We start from the raw sequence: 20,985 nt of genomic DNA, 5'->3' as shown, positions 1-20,985 counted from the left end.
TGTTTCAGATGAAATGAGATGCTGAAACGAGTTCAGCATGACATCAAAACATATTAAAACAGATGAAAAAAATAATCCCCGTAATACTATTCGCTTTTCTATTTTCCTGTGTGAATAATGAAGATTTAAGTATTCCAGACATTTCTACAGAAGACCCTATAATTCCCGAAAGTAACATCACCACATTTTCGGCTATAAAATCGCTTTACGAACAAGCGGTAAATAACGGAAATTCAACCGCAAAAATTTATAGCGATACCGATTTATATATTCAAGGCTATGTAATTTCAACCGATAAATATGGTAATTTTTTCGAAGAACTCATCATTCAAAATAAAACAGACGATAGCAACCCAGATAACGACCCAAGGCTAGGGTTTTCAATTAGCATAAACGCCGGCAGCTTAAGTGACACCTACCAAATAGGACAAAAAATTTATGTAAAAATGAACGATTTAACCATTGGAGAATCTAATGGTGTTATAACAATTGGCAAAGGTAATGCTGCTGAAGTAGAACAAATTCAAGCATCAGAATATCAAGATATCATTTTAAGAACTAACGAAATCGCAGATATTTCACCAAAAATAGCAGGTTTTGAAACCTTAACTAGTGCCGATTTAAATACGCTTATTCAATTAGAAAACATGCAACTTAATCGGTATGAAATGGGAAGAACTTTTTCTGCTGAATCCTTCGATGAGTTTGATGGTTTTAGGCTACTAGAAAGCTGTGAAACTGGTGTATCTACCTTTTTACAAACCAGCACATTTGCCGATTTTAATGCTTTAGTCGTTCCGCAAGGTCAAGGACATATCACAGGGGTTTTTTCTAGAGATTTTGGTGATGATTTTAATGTGCTTATTGTAAATTCTTCTGAAGACGTTAATTTTGAAAACACTAATAGATGTGATCCTGCAGAATGGGAATGCGGATTAGCTGAAACTTTAGGCGCTAACAATTTATTATACCAAGATTTTGAAGACCAAAGTAACAACCGCTTTGTTGAAATTGAAGGTTGGACGAATTACATTGAAACCGGAACTGAAGCTTGGGAAGGTTACTCATCAACCTCATCAAACGCCTCTTTGGGGCGTTCTTGCAGATTTCAATGTGCCAGCTCTGGTGATGTTAGCAACATAGGCTGGTTAATTACACCAGCTATAAATTTAGATGAACACGATGGCGAAACACTTCGCTTTAAAACTTCAAATAGTTTAGCCGATAGTAGTTTTATGGAAGTTTTATATTCACAAGATTGGGATGGCAACGAAGCTACAATTACCTCAGCAAATTGGGGTGTGTTTGCTGATGCATACATTGTACAAGACACCGATTCTTTTGCGACTTGGTTTAATTCCGGAACCATAGATTTATCATGCCAAACCGGAACACTATACATTGCCTTTAAATTTACTGGAGGCGGTATTGATTCTTTTGATGGTATTTATGAGTTAGATGAAATTAGTGTTGATTATGTAGAGTAAAACTACTTCTTAAAAACCGTATAAACAGGAAAATGATCGCTATAACCTCCATTATATTTTTTACCAACATAAGTTCTAAAAGGCGAACCTTTGTAACGACCACTAAAGGTTTTTAAAAAATCTTCATCAAAAATATTTGCTTTAAAAAATTCAAATTCATTATTCGAGTTTTTAAAGTAATTGGTTGTAAACATAATTTGATCGAACAAATTCCATTTTCTATGATGATATGTTGTACCGCGACTAAAAGAACGTAAAGTTTCCATAGGGTTATAAAGTCCGCAATTATCAACTAAATTTTTAATGCTTTTATTATCGGGTTCATCGTTAAAATCGCCCATAACTATAATTTTAGCATCTTCATTCTCTTGTTTTAACTTCGCTATAATTTCCACCACCTTATTTGATGATACCATACGTTTGAACTCGGTTTCCTTCTGCCCTTCGCGTCTAGACGACCAATGCGTTACAATAACATGTACATTTTCTTCATCTAATTTCCCAGAAACTAAAAGTATATCTCTGGTATAATCTGGCGAACCATCGTCATCTCTAAGTAAAACGCTATACGTTTCAGAATGTAAAACTTCAAAATTAGCTTTATCGTAAATTAAGGCAACATCTATACCGCGTTCATCTGGAGAATCGTAATGCACAAATCCGTAATTATAATTTTCTAAATGTTTATAATTCAGTAAATCTTGAATAACTGTAGCATTTTCAACTTCAGCTAAACCAACAATAGCAGGATTTTTACCGGTTTCGCGCTTGCCTATATTAGAAATGGCATAACTTAATTTCCTAAGTTTATTATCGTAGCGCTTTGGTGTCCATCGTTTTACAGATGTTGGCAAAAAATCGCTATCATGAGTATTTCTATCTTTGTGTATATCAAATAAATTTTCAAGGTTATAAAAGGCAATAGTTTGTAAATCATCTCTTACCGGAATGTCATCAAAAATATCAGTCATTAATAAAAATTTAACATCAAAAATATGAAAATATAAGCCCAACAATTAATTAAATTTGTTTATATTTTAAAATATGATAGAGAAAAAAGAATTAGATTTTGAAAAAACAGTTTTAGTTGGAATTATTACTAAAGACCAAGACGAAACAAAACTTAAAGAATATCTGGATGAATTAGAGTTTTTAACCTTTACCGCTGGTGGTTATGCTGTAAAGCGTTTTACCCAAAAAATGGAGTTTCCTAACCCTAAAACCTTTATTGGTACTGGTAAAATGGAAGAAGTACGCCAATATGTTGAAGAACATAATGTAGGAACTGCTATTTTTGATGACGAACTCTCTGCAACTCAAGAGCGAAACATAAGTAAAATACTTAACATAAAAGTACTAGACAGAACCAATTTAATTCTAGATATTTTTGCACAACGTGCTAAAACAAGTTACGCAAGAACCCAAGTAGAACTTGCGCAATGCGAGTATTTATTACCACGTTTACGAGGTATGTGGACGCACCTTGAACGCCAACGAGGTGGTATTGGTATGCGTGGTCCGGGTGAAACCGAAATTGAAACTGATAGACGTATTGTTCGCGATAAGATTGCATTGCTAAAAGAAAAAGTTAAAACCATTGACAAACAAATGGCTGTGCAACGAAGTAACCGTGGCAAAATGGTTCGCGTAGCACTTGTTGGTTACACCAACGTTGGTAAATCTACACTCATGAATGTTATTAGTAAAAGTGAAGTATTTGCCGAAAACAAACTTTTTGCTACGCTAGACACTACAGTTCGTAAAGTTGTAATACAAAATTTACCTTTTTTATTAAGCGACACAGTAGGGTTTATTCGTAAACTGCCAACCCAACTTGTAGATAGTTTTAAAAGTACTTTAGATGAAGTTCGAGAAGCCGATTTACTATTACATGTTGTTGACATTTCGCATCCTAATTTTGAAGAACATATTGAATCTGTAAACAAAATTTTAGGAGAAATTGATAGTAGCGACAAACCAACCATTATGGTTTTTAATAAAATTGATGCTTACCAAGCCGAACCGCTTGATGAGGACGATTTAGAAACCGAACGCACCGAAAAGCATTACAGTCTAGAAGAATGGAAAAGCACATGGATGAACAAAATTGGAAACAATGCTTTGTTTATTTCTGCGTTAAATAAAAAGAATCTTGACGATTTTAAAAAACGAGTTTACGATGAAGTTAGAGAAATTCACGTAACACGTTTTCCGTACAATCACTTTTTATATCCAGACTACGACGAATTAGATGCAGACAACGCCTAAAAACAAAAAAACAAACCGCTTTAAAACTAAACTAACTGCTTTTTTAAAAAAGAAGTGGGTAAAGTTTAGTTTTATAGGTATTGGAGTAATTATTTTATTTTTTATTGGGCTTTACGTAAGTATTTATTTAGGGCTTTTTGGCAAACTACCCACCAAAGAAGACCTAAGTTCTATTAAACAAGAAGAAGCTACACAAATTCTAGATTCTAATAAAAAACTTATAGGCAAATATTATATTTACGATAGGCAACCTCTACAATTTGAAGATTTTCCAGAACATTTAATCCAAGCTTTAGTTGCCACCGAAGATGCCAGGTTTTACGAACACGACGGTGTAGATAATGTAAGTTTAGGGCGCGTGTTTATAAAAAGTATTCTGCTTCGCGATAAATCGGCTGGGGGTGGTAGTACCATAACATTACAATTAGCAAAAAACCTGTTTGGACGCAAACATTACCCAATTGTGGGCATAATAGTCAATAAATTTAAAGAAGCTATAATTGCCAAACGTATTGAAGAAATTTACTCTAAAAACGATATTTTAACACTGTATTTTAATACCGTTCCGTTTCCCGATAACACTTACGGCATCGAAAGTGCAGCACAAAAGTTTTTCAACAAATCGGCTAAAAAACTAACAAAAAACGAAGCTGCATTGCTTGTTGGCACACTAAAAGCCAATAATTATTACAACCCAAGATTGCATCAAGAGCGCTGTAAAGAGCGCCGAAATGTTGTGCTTAACCAAATGGTGAAATACAATTATTTACCGCAAGATTCTCTAAACGTTTTAAGTAAACACGATGTAAATTTAAGCTACCATTCTTTTAACCACGACGTTGGTATTGCACCATATTTTAGGGAACAAGTTAAGCAAGAGCTTACTCAAATTTTAGACTCTATTAATAAAGCTGATGATACCGAATACAACTTATATAAAGATGGATTAAAAGTTTACACCACTTTAAATTCTGATATGCAGCGTTTAGCTGAAGAAGCTATGGCATCGCATTTAACCAAATTACAAACTGCTTTTGAAGCTTCCTATGGAAAAAATTCGCCTTGGAAAAAAAATTCAGCTTTACTTGAAGCCACAATAAAAAAGCATAAAACCTATAAAATTTTAAAAGAAAAAGGTTTATCCCATCAGCAAATAATTGATTCTTTATCGGTTAAACGCGATATGGAAGTTTTTAATTGGGAAGGAGACACCATTCAAAACATATCGACTATTGATAGTTTACAGCATTATTTGAAGCTTTTAAATACTGGCATGCTATCTATTGAACCAAAAACTGGTGCCATTAAAACCTATATTGGAGGTATTGATTACCGGTATTTTAAATACGACCATGTATCGCAAAGCGAAAGGCAAGTTGGCTCTACATTTAAACCTTTTGTTTATACCGCGGCTATTGAAAATGGCATGAAACCTTGCACTTATTTTTCACTTTCTGAGGTTACTTATAAAAATTACGATAATTGGACGCCTAGTAATTCTGGTAGCAAAGAAGAAGATCCGTACATAAACTACACCCTAGAAAAAGCCTTAAGCAATTCAATAAACACAATTGCCGTTAAGGTGTTTAACGAAGTTGGTATTCCTAAGGTTATTAACCAAGTTAAAAAACTAGGTATTACTAAAACGCTTCCGGAAGAACCTTCGTTAGCGCTTGGCGTTGCCGAAATTAATTTAAAAGAATTAACCGGAGCTTATGCTAGTTTTTTAAACAACGGACATAGTATTAAACCGTATGCCATAACCAGAATTGAAGATAAGCATGGTAATTTAATTGCTGAATTTAAACCAGAAATAAATAAAACTGAAGCTTTTAGCGATTACACAAAAGAAGTCATGTTAGAAATAATGAAAGCTACAGTAAACTCTGGAACGGCTTCTCGATTACGAAACACTTATGGTTTAACAAACGATATTGCTGGTAAAACAGGAACCACCCAAAACAATAAAGATGGTTGGTTTGTTGGCTTAACACCTAATTTGGTTACCGTAACTTGGGTTGGAAACGACAACCATAGCATTGGGTTTAAAAGTACAGGCTTAGGCCAAGGCGCTAATTCCGCCTTACCAATTTTCGCAAAATTTTATCAAAAATTAAATGCGAATACCGAATTTAATTCTATTACTAAAAGTAGATTTGATAAACCAGATTCTAAAGTTATAGAAGATTTAAACTGCGAACCAGAAAAACGAGATGGCTTTTTAAAACGCATATTTGGTAAGAAGAAAAAAGCGAAAAATTTCAACTCAGAAGATGAGAAGTAAATATTAATTACTTCTCTTTTTTAGCAAATATATCACTTACATTATCTAAAACTTCACCTTTAACAAGCCAAGATATTCCAAAGGGAATTATTGCTGTAGTTTCAAAAATAAACACATAATATTTGGTTAACACAATGTCGTAATCTTCTAAAATAATAAAAACAACAATTAATGCTATTGATGCCCAGACTAAGTTTCCGCAAATTTTATAAATAGTATTATTAACATCGTTAGAGCTTCTTGTAAATTTAAATTTAGACATCCAACCCATGGTAAACATAAAAACTCCTGCAGCTACTAAATGTATTGTATTTTTAAATGTGTTGCCGTGACCTAACAACGGGTAGTTACCATCTCTACAAACAATATCGATACTCGCACTTAAACTTTCTTTGCAACACGTTGGCACAAAAACAACAACTAATGCCGCAATACCACCAATATTGGTTAAAATATCGTCGCTTATAGTTTCTGTTTTAGAATCGAATTTATAGCCTTTATACGACAGCAAAAACAATCCAAAAACCGATAAAATAATTATGAAAAATAATGACGGCAGTGGCTTATAATAATAATGACTTATAGATGCCAATAATTCTTCACCAGAAAAATAAACTAAAATTGGCAAAAAAAGACCTAGAACACCTATAAGCTTTCGTATTCTATAATCGGAATGTTGTAAATCTTTATTATGCTTAGCTTTCATAACGGTTTTATTTACCCTAAAAATAAAAAAAAGCCGCTTACAATATAAGCGGCTTTTTCCTGTTTTTTTATTTCTTTTTCAATTAGAAGCTATAGCTTAAACCAACTGTGTAATAAGTTTGTAATTTATTGTCAATACTATCAAAAGTAGCATCTTCATCACCACCATCAGCTACATCAAGTGTTTGAATATAATTTAAAGCTTCTTGTTTGTTGTCTCTTAAACCAAAATCGAATCCAACACCAATTTTCTTCCATAACGTGTAGCTGAAAGAGTTTGTCCAAGTCCAGTTAGATAAGTCACTAGACTTGTAGCTTTGGAAAGCAGATAAGTTTGTTTTAAAGTTTATTGCACCAATTTTTCTTGTATAATCAGCAACTATTTTTGCACCTAAAGACGATTCGAAAACAGCATCGTTATCAGCAAAAACAAAGTTGTAGTTTAATGGGTGTACAACAACTAAAAGGTTTGTTATTGGCGTCCATGTAATACCAACACCAACATCTAAATAACCAGGATCGTTAAAGTTTTCTAATAGCGTCGTTCTGTATTCAGCTAAAGCTGAAACTGCTAATTTTTCAGATAATTTATAACCATATAAAGATGATATGTTGAAGATATCTGTTGCTGGCTCAAAGCTATCATTGTCAGTATCATCATCTCTGTCATCATACTTAATCCAACTTAAGTTAGAAGTTAATGAGTTTCTCCAGAAATATTTGTCTTGAATTTGGTTTGCAAACGCATTAAAGGTAAAACCAATATTTCCTGAATTTAAATTTGGAGCAGATTGCGAATACCAGTTATTAAAACCAGATATACTACCTCCAATTGTACCAAAAGCACCAATTCTCCATCCTGGTAAGGCATCAATTTGCGCTTGAATAGCATTAGCTTCGCCTTGAGCTTTATCAGCAATTGCTTGCTTTTCTGCTTTTTGTGCTTGTAATTCTTCTTTAGTTTGTGCGTTTGTAGAAATAACTCCTAAAAACAACAATCCTAATACTAGTACTTTTTTCATTTAAGTTTAAATTTTATTTTGAAAGTTTATACAAATATACGGTTATGACCCTCGATTTAGTTTAGAGTCACTAAATTTTAGGATTTTTTTTTGAAAAGCGGCACCGAAGAACAAGCTTCGCCATACATTATTGATTTCGCTACTTTTTTAACCTTATTGGCAAGCATTATGTAAGCATTTTGAGGCACAGGTTTTTTAGAACAACCTTTAATAATTACAGGTTTATCAGTATATTCAGATACCTCCAAATCGTTTATAATGTCTTGGTAAATTGAAGTTTCTAGAGCTTCTAAATTGCCTACAATTGTTTTTTTTGCGAAGGGCTCTAAATGCAAACTTAACAACATATATGCCCAACCAGGAATTATAGCATCGCTACTACAAGTAAGCGCCACATAATTATCTTGGTATTGCGACCAATGGTGTTCATTTACTTGCGCCCTAAAGTCATTTTCTCGAAGTACAAAACCTTCAAAAAGCCAATCTTTTATATCGAAAAGAACACGTTTTCCTTCAGGATAAAAATCTTCTAAATCTAAGGTAACTAGTTTACTATTCGCCACGCGATTTATAATTTCATCTGCCATAATATGCCATATTTTTTGTTATTGATAACCTTCTGCTTGAAGGGAAAAGAGTTCAGAATATAACGTTTTGTTTTGCATTAACTCTTCGTGAGTTCCTATTTCTAAAACTTTACCATCTTGTAAAACCAAAATTCTATCGGCTTGCCTAACAGTACTAAACCTATGTGAAATAATAATACTTGTTTTACTTTCTGTTAGCCCAATAAATCGGCCAAAAACTTCACTTTCGGCTTTAGCATCTAGAGCCGATGTTGGCTCGTCTAAAATAATAACTTCGGCATCTTTCATGTAAGCTCGCGCCAAAGCTACCTTTTGCCATTGCCCGCCAGAGAGCTCTTGCCCATTAGAAAAACGTTTACCTAAACGTTGGTTGTAGCCATATTTTAATTCGCTAACCACACCACTCGCCAAACTTAATTCGGCCGCATTTTCAATTTTTAATTGATTTTCTAATTCTGTAATACTTCCAATGGCTATATTTTCTTTTACAGTAAATTCATATTTAAAAAAGTCTTGAAAAATCACTCCAAAAAAAGCTTGATATTCCGATTTTTTGTAACGGTTTATATTGATACCATCTAATAAAATTTCTCCTGAAGTTGGCTCGTAAAAACGTAATAACAATTTGGTTAAAGTTGTTTTTCCTGCTCCGTTTTGGCCAACAAAAGCCATTTTTTCGCCTGATTTAAGGGTAAAATTAATACCCTTTATAATATCTTTTTCAGATTCTGGATAATGAAAATACACATCTTTAAACTCGAAACCTTGTTTAATTTCTTTAGGTAAAGGTAAATCTTCGTTAACTTCTGGTTTTACCGAAATATCTACAAAATCGAAATAATCTTTTAAGTAAAGTGCGCTTTCTGCTATGCGTGTAAATTTGGAGAAGAACTCTTGTAAATTCTTCATTAAACGATTAAAAGATCCTGATAAAAACGTTAATTCTCCTAAAGTTATGGCTCCGGAAAGTACACGATAAATAATAAAAACATAAGCGCCATAATAACTTAACGAACCTAAAACGTTAAACAGAAAACCTAATGCCGACCGCTTTACAGCTAGTTTTTTATTGAGTTCGAAATATTCTTCTGATAGATTTTTAAAACGATTTACAACAAAGTCGGTTAAATTAAAAAGCTTAATTTCTTTAGCTGTTTTATCGTTAGCTCCAATAAAACGTAGGTAATCTAGTTCTCTTCGTTCTGATGTCCAACTTCTAGCCAAAGAGTATTGCTGTTGGCTAAAACGGATTTCGTTTATAAACGAAGAAATTATACTTAAAACCAGTAAAATAATTAAATAAGGATCGAAAATTACTAAACCAGCAACTAAAGTAGTTATAGAAATAGCACTTTGCAACTGCCCTAAAACATTAGACATTAAACCTACACGGCCTGTTGTTTGTGTTCTGGCGCGTTCTAGTTTATCGTAAAACTCGGCATCTTCTAATAAACTTATATTTATTTGATTGGTTTTTCGAATAATAGTTACCGAAGTGGCAATGTTGTATTGGTCGCCCAACAAACCATCGGTAAGTGAAACGGCTCTACTTATTAAATCGGAAAGAATAACTAAACCAAACTCTAAACCAACGTAACCCCAAAGTTGTGAATAGTCTGTAACCTCTAAAGAAATTTGGTAAATAATTTCATCTATAATTAATTTACCTACCCATAAAATAATAACAGGCAATAATGCGGCTATTAGTCTGCAAAATGCTGTAAGTAAAAATAGCTTTTTATTTACATTCCAAATTTCTTTAAAGAAACGCGGAATGTAAACTAAAGCATTAAAAGATGTTTTTAAATCAACTTTTTTTCTTTTACTATCTTTAAACGACCTTGGCCCACGATTAACCATGCTTTAAGTTTTATAGCATACCCAATTCCAACTTGGCTTCTTCGCTCATAAGCTCTTGTGTCCATGGCGGGTCGAAAGTAATTTCAACCTCTGCATTGTTTACCTGATCAAGCGATTTTACTTTCTCTTCAACCTCCTGAGGTAAAGTTTCTGCCACTGGGCAATTAGGTGTTGTAAGAGTCATTAAAATTTTAACGTCGTTATCTTCATTTACAAATACATCGTAAATTAAACCTAACTCGTAAATATCTACTGGTATTTCAGGATCGTAAATAGTTTTAAGTACAACAACTATTTTTTCTCCTAATTCGGCTGTATCTATATTTGTTTCACTCATTTTTTAATTATTTATTCTGTTTCGTAATTTTTTAAAACAAATACGAAACTGTTACTAAAAAGCTTTGCTTTTTAAATTCAAGATAAAGCTGTGTTACTTTAACTGTGTTTGGTAAGCAATAGCATACATTTTAAGTTGTTTTACCATACTAACCAAACCATTAGCACGCGTTGGCGATAAATGCTCTTTTAACCCAATTTTATCAATAAAATCGGTGTTAGCTTCAATAATATCTTTTGGGTGTTGATTAGAAAATACACGAATTAATATGGCAATAATACCTTTTGTAATAATAGCGTCGCTATCGGCAGTAAAATCAACTTTATCATCATTCATTTCTGCATGTACCCAAACTTTACTTTGGCAACCTTTTATAATATTATTATCGGTTTTATATTGGTCGTCAATTAAAGGTAAATCTTTACCAAGATCTATCATGTACTGGTAACGTTCTTCCCAATCTTCAAACATTGAGAATTCGTCTATAATTTCATTTTGTATTTCTTCTATAGTCACGTGTACAATTTTTTTAGTTGAAAGATTTCAATTTTATTTTTAAAAAATGAAAAGGTTTCGCCAAAACCTTGCTTTACAACATCAATTTAAATACAAAAATACAACAAGAATTAATGCTATTCAATGTTTTCTGAAAGAGATAAGATTTCTTTAACGAGATTAGATATTTCTGCTGGTGGATTTCCATGATCGAAAGGCGCCGACTTATAAGTCTTTCCGTTTTTCGTTATTTTTAAATGAGCTAGTGCCGCACCATCGAACGCATATTTATGACTTGGCGCTTTCAATTCTGAAATTGTTGAAACATCAAGGTTTTTTATATGCTTTAAAATTGTATTCCAATTTGAAGTTTCACATGGCTTTATAATTGGCGTTCCTCCACTTTTAGCGTAAGTTTCTATTTTGTTTCGGTTAACACTTATTTCTTTATAAATACCTCTTGATGTTGCTATATATTCAATTTTTAATGCTTCTTGTTCTGCTTTTAAAACAACTTGGTTGTTATTATATAGTGAAAAGCCATTTGCATTATACTTAACCGAAGTGGCTTTATTTAATATATTAAGAAGTTTACTTTCAATAGCATTCTGCTCTGGAGCACACATTTTTCTAGTAGAAGCTAAATTGTTAAATTTTAAAGCTAAATCGTTTAAAATATAACTACCAAAAAACCTATTACAGCCCGAAAAACCAGCTACTTTATTAGTTTCCTTATCAAAATTTATATTTAGTTTATAAGGTGTTACATCGTTACCGCTAAGCATTGTAATGGTGTAATCTCCACTAAGATTAGTGTGTATTTCTGGATTGTTTTGCATTAATTGATATTCAGTTTTTGTGCTACCGCATTTTATTAAAATAGCGCAAACAAGCATTATTAAACTTTTCATTTTAAAAAGATTTTTATTCTGAATTAATAATACAAAAAGGAAGCCAAAGTTATTTTTAAGACAACATCATTTTTGCTTTTTTAACGCCTTCAACTAAAATATCTATTTCAGATTTTGTGTTATAAAATGCAAATGAAGCTCGCACGGTACCTGGAATTTTAAAATAATCCATTATGGGTTGAGCGCAGTGGTGACCTGTACGAACTGCAACCCCTAATTTATCGAGAATAGTACCAACGTCGTATGGATGAATACCTTCTAAATTAAATGAAATTACCGATGTTTTATGTTTTGAAGTACCGTATATTTTTAAACCTTCTATTTCTAAAAGTTTATTTGTAGCATATTTTAAAAGTTCATGCTCGTATGCTGCAATGGCATCGAAACCTACGGCATTCATATAATCGATGGCTGCACCAAAGGCTATGCCACCACAAATATTTGGTGTTCCTGCTTCAAATTTATGTGGTAAAGCCGCATAGGTAGTTTTTTCGAAAGTTACTTCGGCAATCATTTCTCCTCCACCTTGGTATGGTGGTAATTTGTTAAGCCAATCTTCTTTACCATACAATACGCCAACACCTGTTGGACCACACATTTTGTGGGCTGAAACTACATAAAAATCGACATCTAACGCTTGAACATCTGGTTTAATATGCGGGCTAGATTGTGCGCCATCAACCAAAACAGCTGCCCCAACTTCGTGTGCTTTTTTTATAATATGCTCTATAGGATTTATTGTTCCTAAAGCATTTGAAATATGATTTACAAAAACAAGCTTTGTATTCTGGTTTATTAACGTTTCGAATGCCTTAATTTCCAACTCTCCATTTTGGTTCATTGGTATTACTTTTAAACTGGCTCCTGTACGCTCGCAAAGCATTTGCCAAGGTACTATATTACTATGATGCTCTAAAGCTGATACTATAATTTCGTCGCCCTTTTTTAAGATTGTAGAAAACCCGTTGGCTACTAAATTTATACCATGTGTAGTTCCTGAAGTATAAATTATTTCGTGAGCATGTTTAGCGTTAAAATGTGCTTGTATTTTATATCGTGCTTGCTCGTATAAATCGGTTGCTTCTTGGCTTAAAGCATGCACACCACGATGTATATTAGCGTTGTAGTTTGAGTAATAATCTACAATTACATCTATAACTTGTTGTGGTGTTTGCGATGTTGCTGCATTATCGAAATACACCAAAGGTTTACCGTTTACTTGTCTGGACAGTATTGGGAAATCTTTTCGTATATTTTCTACTTTAAACATGATGTTGTGTTTAGCCCCGATTGAGGCATTTGTTGGAGCTCGCCCGATAGGGAAGCGACTGCCGAAAGCGGGATTAGCTTCAAAAAAAATTAAATTCTAAAAATGCTTTTAGGACTATAAATCGAAACCTAAACTTACTCCTAATTTATTGGCTATAATTTTTGTAATGCGTTGTTTTAACTCTGGTATTTTTACCGAGCTTAATACATCGTTACTGAATGCAAACATTAATAATGCTTTAGCTTCTTTTTTTGGAATACCACGTGATTGCATATAAAACATAGCACTTTCGTCTAACTGACCAATGGTACAACCGTGTGAACATTTTACATCGTCTGCAAAAATTTCAAGTTGTGGTTTGGTATTAATAGTAGCTTTATCGCTTACTAAAATGTTATTGTTGGCTTGAAATGCATTTGTTTTTTGCGCTTCTTTTTCTACAACAACTTTACCGTTAAAAACACCTGTTGAATTTTCGTCGAAAATACCTTTATAATCTTGATGACTTTCGCAATTTGGCTCGATATGATGCACTAGCGTATTATGGTCTACATGTTGTTTGTTTCCAATAATAGTTACACCTTTTAGTGTAGAATCGATACGCTCTCCATTTTGATAAAAATTAAGGTTGTTACGTGTTAACTTACCTCCAAAAGAGAATGTGTGTACAGATGCTAAACTACTTTGCTTTTGCTTAATAAACGTATTGTCTATTAACGATGCATTGGCGTTATCGTTTTGTATTTTGTAATAATCTACAATAGCACGTTTTGCTGCAAAAATTTCTGTTACGCTATTAGTTAATACCGGATTATTGGTTAAACTTTGGTGACGTTCTATAATTTGAACATGCGAATTCTCGTCTACAACAATTAAATTACGAGGTTGCAACATAATTGCTGCTTCGTTACCTGTTGAGAAGTGTATTATTTGAATTGGTTTTTCTACCAATTTATTTTTTGGAATATGGATGTATGCGCCTTCGCTTGAAAATGCCGTGTTTAAAGCTGATAAGCTATCGCTTTCTGCGGCTTTATTAAAATAATTTTCTATAACTAAACGATATTTTGGTTTACATAACGCTGACGACATTAGGCAAACATCGATACCTTCGTGTGTGGTTTGTGATAGGTGCGATGAATATTTACCATCTATAAATACAATTTTATAAGTATCTATATCGTGAATAAAATATTTTTTTACATCGTTATATTCTAAAGCGGTTTCTTGTTTCGGAAAAACGCAATAGTCTTCGCTTAAAACTTTGTTTAAAGAGGTGTATTTCCAGGCTTCATCTTTTTTACTAGGAAAGCCTTTTTCTTGAAATACTTTTATAGCATCGTTTCGTAAATTATTCACATATGATCCCATATCTGAACGGTCTTCGAATACTAAATGCGATGATAGTAATTTGTCTTTTAAATCCATTTTTTTCAGTTTACAGTGATCGATTCAGTTTTTAAGTTTACTGAAACTAAACACTGGTTTACTAATAATTACGCGTTAACTTCTTCTTTAATCCAATCGTAACCTTTAGCTTCAAGTTCGTGAGCTAACTCTTTAGTACCTGATTTTACAATTTTACCTTTGTAAAGTACGTGTACGTAATCTGGAACAATATAATCTAACAAACGTTGGTAGTGCGTAATTACAATTACAGAATTGTCTTTACTTTTAAGTTTGTTTACACCATTTGCTACAATACGAAGTGCATCGATATCTAGACCAGAATCGGTTTCATCAAGAATTGCCAATTTTGGATCTAACATAGCCATTTGGAAAATTTCGTTACGTTTTTTCTCACCTCCCGAAAAACCTTCGTTTAAAGAACGTGATAAGAAATTACGATCTATCTCTAATAAATCGGCTTTTTCGCGAATAAGTTTTAGCATGTCTTTAGCAGGCATTTCTTCTAAACCTTGTGCTTTACGCGATTCGTTTATAGCTGTTTTTATAAAGTTAGTTACTGAAACTCCAGGAATTTCTACTGGATATTGAAACGATAAAAAGATACCTTTGTGAGCACGCTCTTCAGCATCTAACTCTTCAATAGCTTCTCCATTAAAAGAAATTGATCCTTTCTGTACTTCATAATCTTCTTTTCCAGCAATTACTGAAGCTAACGTACTTTTACCAGAACCGTTTGGCCCCATAATAGCGTGAACTTCTCCTGGTTTTACTTCAAGGTTTATGCCTTTTAAAATATCCTTGTCCTCAACACTTGCGTGTAAATCGTTAATTTTTAACATCCTATTGTTCTAATTTTACAACGTTGCTACTTTCCTTTGGTTTAGAAACATTAATTATCTCAACAATTTCAACTTTATTTTCCCAAAGAATTTTATCGTCTTTTTTATTTGTAATTTTTCCTCTAATTATAACATCAACCATATCGGTTGGCTGCCTTTTATATTGTTTTGCCTTTGCATCGAGCTCTAGCATTTTATCGGTAACATAAACTCCATAAATTTCGTTATGTGTTTGCAATACTGCGGCATCTCCAAAATAAACAAATTCCCCTTTTAACAAGGTTAAACCATCGCTTTGCTTTTCTGTACGCTCACTACTTTTATCGGTAGCTACTGGCACATCTTCTGGTTTAGTTTTTGTATCGTTTTTACAATTTGTAAAAGCGATAAGCACAAATAATAAATAAATGATTTTTTTCATTTTGAAAACTTAATTCCACAAACACTTTAACGTTACAAAGTGTGTATTTAAAATTTATCCTACGCTACCTTCTAAACTTATTTCTAATAGTTTTTGAGCCTCAACAGCAAACTCCATTGGTAATTTATTTAACACCTCTTTACTAAACCCGTTTACAATTAATGCGATCGCTTTTTCGGTATCTATACCACGTTGGTTACAGTAAAAAATTTGATCTTCACCAATTTTACTTGTTGTTGCTTCGTGTTCTATTTTAGCTGTTTTATTTTTTGCCTCGATGTAAGGGAATGTATGTGCACCACATTCGTTACCCATTAATAAACTATCACATTGTGAAAAGTTGCGTGCGTTTTCTGCTCTAGAATTTACTTGAACTAAACCACGGTAACTATTTTGCGATTTTCCTGCCGAAATACCTTTTGATATAATGGTTGATTTAGTGTTTTTACCTAAATGAATCATTTTTGTACCGGTATCGGCTTGCTGGTAGTTATTTGTAACTGCTATTGAGTAAAACTCACCTACCGAATTATCGCCTTTTAACACACAACTTGGGTATTTCCAGGTTACAGCAGAACCAGTTTCTACTTGCGTCCATGAAATTTTTGCGTTTTTCTCGCATAAACCACGTTTGGTTACAAAATTGAAAACACCACCTTTACCTTCGGCATTTCCTGGAAACCAGTTTTGTACAGTTGAGTATTTTATCTCTGCATCATCTAAAGCAATTAACTCTACAACCGCTGCGTGCAACTGGTTTTCGTCGCGACTTGGGGCTGTACAACCTTCTAGGTAACTTACGTAACTACCTTCGTCTGCAATTACTAACGTTCTTTCAAACTGACCAGTTCCGGCTTGATTTATACGGAAATATGTAGACAGCTCCATTGGGCATTTTACACCTTTTGGTATGTAACAAAAACTACCATCACTAAAAACAGCAGAGTTTAAAGCTGCGTAAAAATTATCTTTTTGAGGCACAACTGTACCAATATATTTTTTCACAAGTTCTGGATGCTCTTTTATAGCCTCAGAAATACTCATAAAAATAATTCCTTTTTCACCTAAAGTCTTTTTAAAAGTTGTAGCAACAGAAACAGAATCTACCACTACATCCATAGCGACTCCTGCTAATTTTTTCTGCTCGTCTAGAGAAATTCCTAACTTCTCGAAAGTTGCTAACAACTCTGGATCTACCTCATCTAAACTGTCGTACTTTGGCTTACTATTTGGTGCAGAATAATAAGAAATAGCCTGAAAATCTGGCTTCTCATAATTAACGTTCGCCCACTCTGGCTCTTCCATATTTTGCCAAACCCTAAAAGCCTCTAAGCGCCATTCGGTCATCCATTCTGGCTCTTCTTTCTTTTTTGAAATAGCACGAACAATATCTTCGTTTAACCCAACAGGAAATGTTTCAGATTCTATATCTGTATAAAAACCATATTCGTATTCTTTGGTTTTTAATTCTTCTCTTAAATCATCCTCGGTATATTTCGACATAATGCTTTCTTAATTATTATAATGAAAACGACTCCCCGCAACCACATGTGCGGTTGGCGTTTGGATTATTAAACACAAATCCAGTTCCGTTTAAACCTCCTGAATATTCTAAAGTTGTACCTATAAGATACAAAAAGCTTTTTTTATCGACAATAATTTTCACACCATTATCTTCAAAAACTTTATCATCGTCATTGCTTTCTTTGTCGAACTTTAAATCGTAAGACAACCCAGAACAACCACCGCTTTTTACACCCACACGCACATAGTCTGTACTGGGGTTAAAGCCGTCATCGTTCATAAGCTCAATAACTTTCTTTTTTGCTGTTTCAGAAACTTTTATCATATTGTTTTTTATTGAGTGCAAATATACAATTTAAGACGTGTATTTCAACATAACCTAACATTATATTACTATATAGTTTTATAGCTTTTTTTTATAGATCGAGAAAGTCTGCATTTGTAACAAACTCATAATCAGTTAAAGCTAACAAAAACGCCTTAAGATTAGTTTTATCTGTTTCAGACAAACCTACACCGCCTTGGGCAACTTTTTTCATTAAAGGATCGATTGTTGAAGAATTTTTAAGACCCTCGCTGTAATGATTAATAACCTCATCGATTGTAGCAAAACGACCATCATGCATATATGGCGCTGTAAAAGCCAAATTGCGTAAAGATGGCGTTTTAAATTTTCCGTTATCGGCAGGATCACCAGACACAGCCCCCAAACCCAAATCTATAAATGTTTCGTCTAGACCATTATTATGAAAATCGTTATCTGTCCAGAGCGGATTTTTATCGCTACCATGACAATGAAAACAATCGCCTCTTTCCTCATCCATAAACACATTAAACCCCTCAAGTTCTTCTGAAGTTAACTCTGTTTCTCCCAAAAGATATTTATCGAATTTTGAATTTGAAGATATTAACGTACGTTCGAACTGAGCGATAGCTTGAACCACTAAAGCAGAGTCGATTATTGAAGTTTGAAAGGCTTGCTGAAACAACTCTGGATATTCTGAATCATTTTGCAGTTTTGCAACAACGTTTTCCCATGAATTTTTCATTTCAAGCGAATCTGTAACTGGCACAAATGCTTGATGTTCCAAACTAAAAACACTACCATCCCAAAAGAAATTTTCGTTATAGTTCCAAGCTAAATTAAACAGTGGCATTGCATTTCGAATTCCTGAAACACCCTCTGCCCCCAAACTAAAAGCTAAATTATCCGAAAAAGCATTTTCGGGCATATGGCAAGTAGCGCAAGCTTGAGTATTGTTTCCAGACAACACAGAATCGAAAAACAATTTTTTACCTAAAGCTACACCTTCAACTGTTTGCGGATTATCGTTTGGTATAACTGGGTTTATTATATTTTCCTGAAATAATTCTGGAATCTGTAGCGGGCTTAAAGTTGGTGAGTTGCTATAATTTTCAACCGATTCATTATCACAAGACAACAAACTTATTAAAACACTTATATGCAAAAACCAATTTTTCACAACTACTGTTCAATGGAATTTAAACTAAACACATTTTGCCCATTTTGAAACATCATAACTTGTGCATCATGATTTGGCATAAGCGCATTATTAAGCTCATTTAAATCCCAAGTGTTTGGGCTTTTAAACCACTCAGCAATATTCATTTCAACATTAAAAACAACATTGTTTACAAGTTCAAATTCACCTAAATCTACTTCAATAAAAGTATCTGTAAATTCTAACTCGTCTTCGGTTGCATCAACAGCTCGAATAGCATGATATGCGTAGCCCACTTCCGCGGAAGCGTTATCGATAAACTTACCTTCTAACTGCATATAGTGGTAACCACCACCAAGTGCTTCTGGCACATTCCAAGATTCTGAATTTAAATCGGTATAATTTTGATAGTTATCATCGTTATTAAAACCAAAAACGAATGAAACCGTATAAGTATCAAACGGGATTTCGGTTGAAGATGAAAACGTTAAACCCGAATTATTTGTAACATCAACAAGATTATAACCTTCTAAAACATAAGCTTCTCCATTTAGGTTAGTAAATGTTATTCTTGAAATAAGATATCTTAGTTTTTCTATACTTAATTGCTCGCCGTTAGCATTTGTATATTGAATAGTATTAAAATTACTACTAGACACTTCTTCTCCATCCCAATTATGCGAAAAATTAAAAACTATGCTAGTGTTTGTAATATTGTCGTCTTTATCTTCATGGCAAGAAAAAACAATTAAACATAAACATAATATTGAGGCTATTTTTTTCATTTATTTTAAATTTAAAATTAACAGATCTGAAAACCCTTTGTTTTCCAGAATATCTGCATTTGCACTGCTTGACTCGCCTACTGCAATAAAACTACCATCGCTGAGTTGGGCAGCATCATAAAAATAATCTATTTCGCTACCTCCTATAGTTTGTTGCCATTGCAGATTACCATTTTCATCGAGTTTTAAAACCCAAGCATCGTTTTGACCTTCGTTTTTATTTACATTACCATCTACACTTCTTGAGCTTCCTGAAATTAAAAACCCATCGTCGTTGGTTAAAAATACTGAACGACCAGCATCAAAACTTGTACCTCCAAAAGTTTTTTCCCAGATTAAATCTCCAGAATCGTTAATTTTTATAACCCACAAATCGGCAGCACCGTTATTTAATGAAACGTCGGTATCGTTACTTCTAGTATCGCCAACAATTACATAATTATTATCGCTAGTTTTTGTAATAGCTCTAGCTTCATCTATTTCTGTTCCTCCAAAAGATTTCTCCCAAACTAATACTCCTGTTTCAGACAGTTTAACAACCCAAAAATCGTACGACCCTTTGTTTGATGAAATATCTACATCATTACTATCTGAAGATCCTACTAAAATAAAACCATTATCGTTGGTTTGCACTACTGCATAAGGCGTATCGGTAAAAGTACCTCCAAAATATTGGCTCCACTCTAAATTCCCTGAATTACCAAGTTTAATAGCCCAATAATCGCCACCCGCATGTTTAATATCTGAAACTTTACTATTTCCTTGTCCTTCGGATGCTGAAACATCTAAAACCCCTGTTAATAAATACCCTGAATCGTTAGTTTGTATAATTGAAATACCGCTATCATCACCAATAAAACCAAAGTTGTTTTGCCATTGCTGTTCGCCTAAGGCGTTTAATTTAAGTACCCAATAATCTTTAGCTCCTGCGTTTTCGTTTACATCTAAATCTGTACTTTGGCTGTAACCTAAAATGGCAAAGCCACCATCTTGAGTTTCAATTATACTACTACCTCTATCATCATTACTTCCGCCGTAGTTTTTTTGCCATTGCAAAACATGTGAAGCGTCAAATTTTAAAAGCCAAAAGTTGAATGCATCATTACTTTTTTCTGTTACATCGCCATCAAAACTTTGTGTATAACCCAAAATAGCGTAACCACCATCAGCAGTAGAAACAACCGATTCTGCACTATCATTATTGCTTCCGCCTAGTGTTTTGATAAAATTGATTTCTGGTGCTGAAGTTTTTGAAGATTCATTTTCCGAAGAACAACTTACAAGTAATTTCAATAAAAGAAGTACGAAAAAAACACT

General features: G+C 33.4%; 20 protein-coding genes. 3 read left to right on the top strand and 17 right to left on the bottom strand.

What is annotated here, in order from left to right; translation table 11 throughout:
* Window positions 1-62 precede the first annotated feature (62 nt).
* Entirely contained in the window at window positions 63-1,487 is a 1,425-nt protein-coding gene (locus LG649_RS09520; RefSeq protein ID WP_226543601.1) for a DUF5689 domain-containing protein, read from the top strand.
* Window positions 1,488-1,489: 2 nt separating this feature from the next.
* Here LG649_RS09520 and LG649_RS09515 read toward each other — a convergent pair whose 3' ends face one another.
* On the bottom strand, window positions 1,490-2,458 hold the full coding sequence (locus LG649_RS09515) for an endonuclease/exonuclease/phosphatase family protein (RefSeq protein WP_226543600.1): 969 nt from the start codon (window positions 2,456-2,458) through the stop codon (window positions 1,490-1,492).
* A gap of 73 nt (window positions 2,459-2,531) precedes the next feature.
* Between LG649_RS09515 and hflX the strand changes: the two genes are divergently transcribed.
* Entirely contained in the window at window positions 2,532-3,755 is a 1,224-nt protein-coding gene (gene hflX / locus LG649_RS09510) for a GTPase HflX (RefSeq protein WP_226543599.1), read from the top strand.
* On the top strand, window positions 3,739-6,039 hold the full coding sequence (locus LG649_RS09505) for a transglycosylase domain-containing protein (RefSeq protein WP_226543598.1): 2,301 nt from the start codon (window positions 3,739-3,741) through the stop codon (window positions 6,037-6,039). Before hflX ends, LG649_RS09505 begins: the two co-directional genes overlap by 17 nt.
* 7 nt (window positions 6,040-6,046) lie before the next feature.
* On the opposite strand, the gene LG649_RS09500 is transcribed toward LG649_RS09505, so the two are convergent.
* From LG649_RS09500 to LG649_RS09425, 16 genes are all read right to left on the bottom strand, one after another.
* On the bottom strand, window positions 6,047-6,745 hold the full coding sequence (locus LG649_RS09500) for a hypothetical protein (protein ID WP_226543597.1): 699 nt from the start codon (window positions 6,743-6,745) through the stop codon (window positions 6,047-6,049).
* 82 nt (window positions 6,746-6,827) lie between these two features.
* The gene (locus tag LG649_RS09495) at window positions 6,828-7,766 is read right to left on the bottom strand and encodes a DUF3078 domain-containing protein (protein WP_226543596.1); all 939 of its coding nucleotides are present in this window, start codon (window positions 7,764-7,766) and stop codon (window positions 6,828-6,830) included.
* Window positions 7,767-7,843: 77 nt separating this feature from the next.
* Window positions 7,844-8,353: a DUF2480 family protein gene (locus LG649_RS09490; RefSeq protein WP_226543595.1), complete on the bottom strand. Its 510-nt coding sequence runs from the start codon at window positions 8,351-8,353 to the stop codon at window positions 7,844-7,846.
* Between the two features lie 18 nt (window positions 8,354-8,371).
* Complete coding sequence (locus LG649_RS09485) at window positions 8,372-10,213, bottom strand: ABC transporter ATP-binding protein (RefSeq protein ID WP_226543594.1); 1,842 nt, start codon at window positions 10,211-10,213, stop codon at window positions 8,372-8,374.
* 10 nt (window positions 10,214-10,223) lie between these two features.
* Entirely contained in the window at window positions 10,224-10,550 is a 327-nt protein-coding gene (locus LG649_RS09480) for an SUF system Fe-S cluster assembly protein (protein ID WP_226543593.1), read from the bottom strand.
* A 93-nt stretch (window positions 10,551-10,643) separates the two neighbouring features.
* Window positions 10,644-11,066: a SufE family protein gene (locus LG649_RS09475; RefSeq protein WP_226543592.1), complete on the bottom strand. Its 423-nt coding sequence runs from the start codon at window positions 11,064-11,066 to the stop codon at window positions 10,644-10,646.
* 116 nt (window positions 11,067-11,182) lie between these two features.
* The gene (locus LG649_RS09470) at window positions 11,183-11,956 is read right to left on the bottom strand and encodes an META domain-containing protein (protein ID WP_226543591.1); all 774 of its coding nucleotides are present in this window, start codon (window positions 11,954-11,956) and stop codon (window positions 11,183-11,185) included.
* Between the two features lie 55 nt (window positions 11,957-12,011).
* Window positions 12,012-13,226, bottom strand: a complete 1,215-nt coding sequence (locus LG649_RS09465) for an aminotransferase class V-fold PLP-dependent enzyme (RefSeq protein ID WP_226543590.1) — start codon at window positions 13,224-13,226, stop codon at window positions 12,012-12,014.
* 114 nt (window positions 13,227-13,340) lie between these two features.
* Window positions 13,341-14,654, bottom strand: coding sequence for a Fe-S cluster assembly protein SufD (gene sufD, locus LG649_RS09460; protein WP_226543589.1), 1,314 nt, complete (start codon window positions 14,652-14,654; stop codon window positions 13,341-13,343).
* A 68-nt stretch (window positions 14,655-14,722) separates the two neighbouring features.
* Window positions 14,723-15,475 carry a Fe-S cluster assembly ATPase SufC gene (gene sufC / locus LG649_RS09455; RefSeq protein WP_226543588.1) on the bottom strand — a complete coding sequence of 251 codons (753 nt, stop codon included), beginning with the start codon at window positions 15,473-15,475 and terminating at the stop codon, window positions 14,723-14,725.
* A 1-nt stretch (window position 15,476) separates the two neighbouring features.
* Entirely contained in the window at window positions 15,477-15,896 is a 420-nt protein-coding gene (locus tag LG649_RS09450) for a hypothetical protein (RefSeq protein WP_226543587.1), read from the bottom strand.
* A 54-nt stretch (window positions 15,897-15,950) separates the two neighbouring features.
* Entirely contained in the window at window positions 15,951-17,399 is a 1,449-nt protein-coding gene (gene sufB, locus LG649_RS09445; RefSeq protein WP_226543586.1) for a Fe-S cluster assembly protein SufB, read from the bottom strand.
* Between the two features lie 16 nt (window positions 17,400-17,415).
* Window positions 17,416-17,745 (bottom strand): HesB/IscA family protein, encoded by a 330-nt coding sequence (locus tag LG649_RS09440; protein ID WP_044633079.1) that lies wholly within the window; start codon window positions 17,743-17,745, stop codon window positions 17,416-17,418.
* A gap of 91 nt (window positions 17,746-17,836) precedes the next feature.
* Window positions 17,837-18,904: a cytochrome-c peroxidase gene (locus LG649_RS09435; protein ID WP_226543585.1), complete on the bottom strand. Its 1,068-nt coding sequence runs from the start codon at window positions 18,902-18,904 to the stop codon at window positions 17,837-17,839.
* A 2-nt stretch (window positions 18,905-18,906) separates the two neighbouring features.
* Complete coding sequence (locus tag LG649_RS09430; protein ID WP_226543584.1) at window positions 18,907-19,668, bottom strand: MbnP family protein; 762 nt, start codon at window positions 19,666-19,668, stop codon at window positions 18,907-18,909.
* Window positions 19,669-20,961 (bottom strand): hypothetical protein, encoded by a 1,293-nt coding sequence (locus LG649_RS09425; RefSeq protein WP_226543583.1) that lies wholly within the window; start codon window positions 20,959-20,961, stop codon window positions 19,669-19,671.
* Window positions 20,962-20,985: the final 24 nt, after the last annotated feature.

This window comes from Neotamlana laminarinivorans (assembly GCF_020523925.1).
Classification (GTDB): domain Bacteria; phylum Bacteroidota; class Bacteroidia; order Flavobacteriales; family Flavobacteriaceae; genus Neotamlana; species Neotamlana laminarinivorans.
This window is presented reverse-complemented; position numbering and strand designations above follow the sequence as displayed.